Source organism: Stenotrophomonas sp. SrG (assembly GCF_050031795.1).
Lineage (GTDB): Bacteria > Pseudomonadota > Gammaproteobacteria > Xanthomonadales > Xanthomonadaceae > Stenotrophomonas > Stenotrophomonas rhizophila_A.
Genome location: NZ_JBNBBE010000292.1, coordinates 1 through 268, shown reverse-complemented (window position 1 = coordinate 268; position 268 = coordinate 1). Strand labels below are relative to the sequence as shown.

At 67.2% G+C, this 268-nt stretch carries 1 pseudogene; it reads right to left on the bottom strand.

The features are described 5' to 3' along the window. Positions 1-268 (bottom strand): annotated as a pseudogene (locus ACQG3P_RS19890) (bifunctional aconitate hydratase 2/2-methylisocitrate dehydratase); the annotation flags it as partial.

The window sequence follows — 268 nt, the reverse complement described above, 5'->3', positions numbered from 1 at the left end:
GCTCCGAGGCATCCTTCTTGGACGGCGGGGCCACCCACAGCTTGGTCGGGATATCGCGCTTGCCTTCCAGCAGCATGGCGGCCGCACGGGAGTGACCGATGTTGGTCAGGCACGAACCGATGAACACTTCATCGATGGCCGCACCGGCCACGTCCGCCAGCGTCTTGACGTCGTCCGGATCGTTCGGGCCGGCCACGATCGGCTCGTGGATGTCGGCCAGGTCGATCTCGATGACGGCGGCGTACTCGGCGGCGGACTCCGGCTCGAG